Source organism: Sulfitobacter sediminis (genome assembly GCF_040811725.1).
Classification (GTDB): domain Bacteria; phylum Pseudomonadota; class Alphaproteobacteria; order Rhodobacterales; family Rhodobacteraceae; genus Sulfitobacter; species Sulfitobacter sediminis.
Map to the genome: position 1 here is coordinate 1 of NZ_JBFNXX010000275.1, position 233 is coordinate 233.

1 protein-coding gene is annotated in these 233 nt (G+C 70.4%); it reads right to left on the reverse strand.

Annotated elements, in window-relative coordinates:
* Positions 1–233: hypothetical protein (locus AB2B41_RS24210; protein ID WP_367880287.1), on the reverse strand; the 233-nt coding region annotated here is incomplete at both ends.

Genomic DNA, 233 nt, shown 5'->3' on the forward strand with positions numbered 1-233 from the left:
GCCGGTGTTGCCGCCGCCGTTATTGCCGCCGCCGTTGTCGCCGCCGCCGTTGTCGCCGCCGCCGTTATGGCCGCCGTTGTTGTCGCCGCCGTTGTTGTCGCCGCCGCTGTTATCGCCGCCGTTGTTGTCGCCGCCGTTGTTCTCGCCGCCGGTGTTGTCGCCGCCGTTGTTGTGGCGGCCGATCTTAAAAAAGGCGGTGTTGTGGGGGCGGTGGGTGTCGGCGGGGGGGGGGG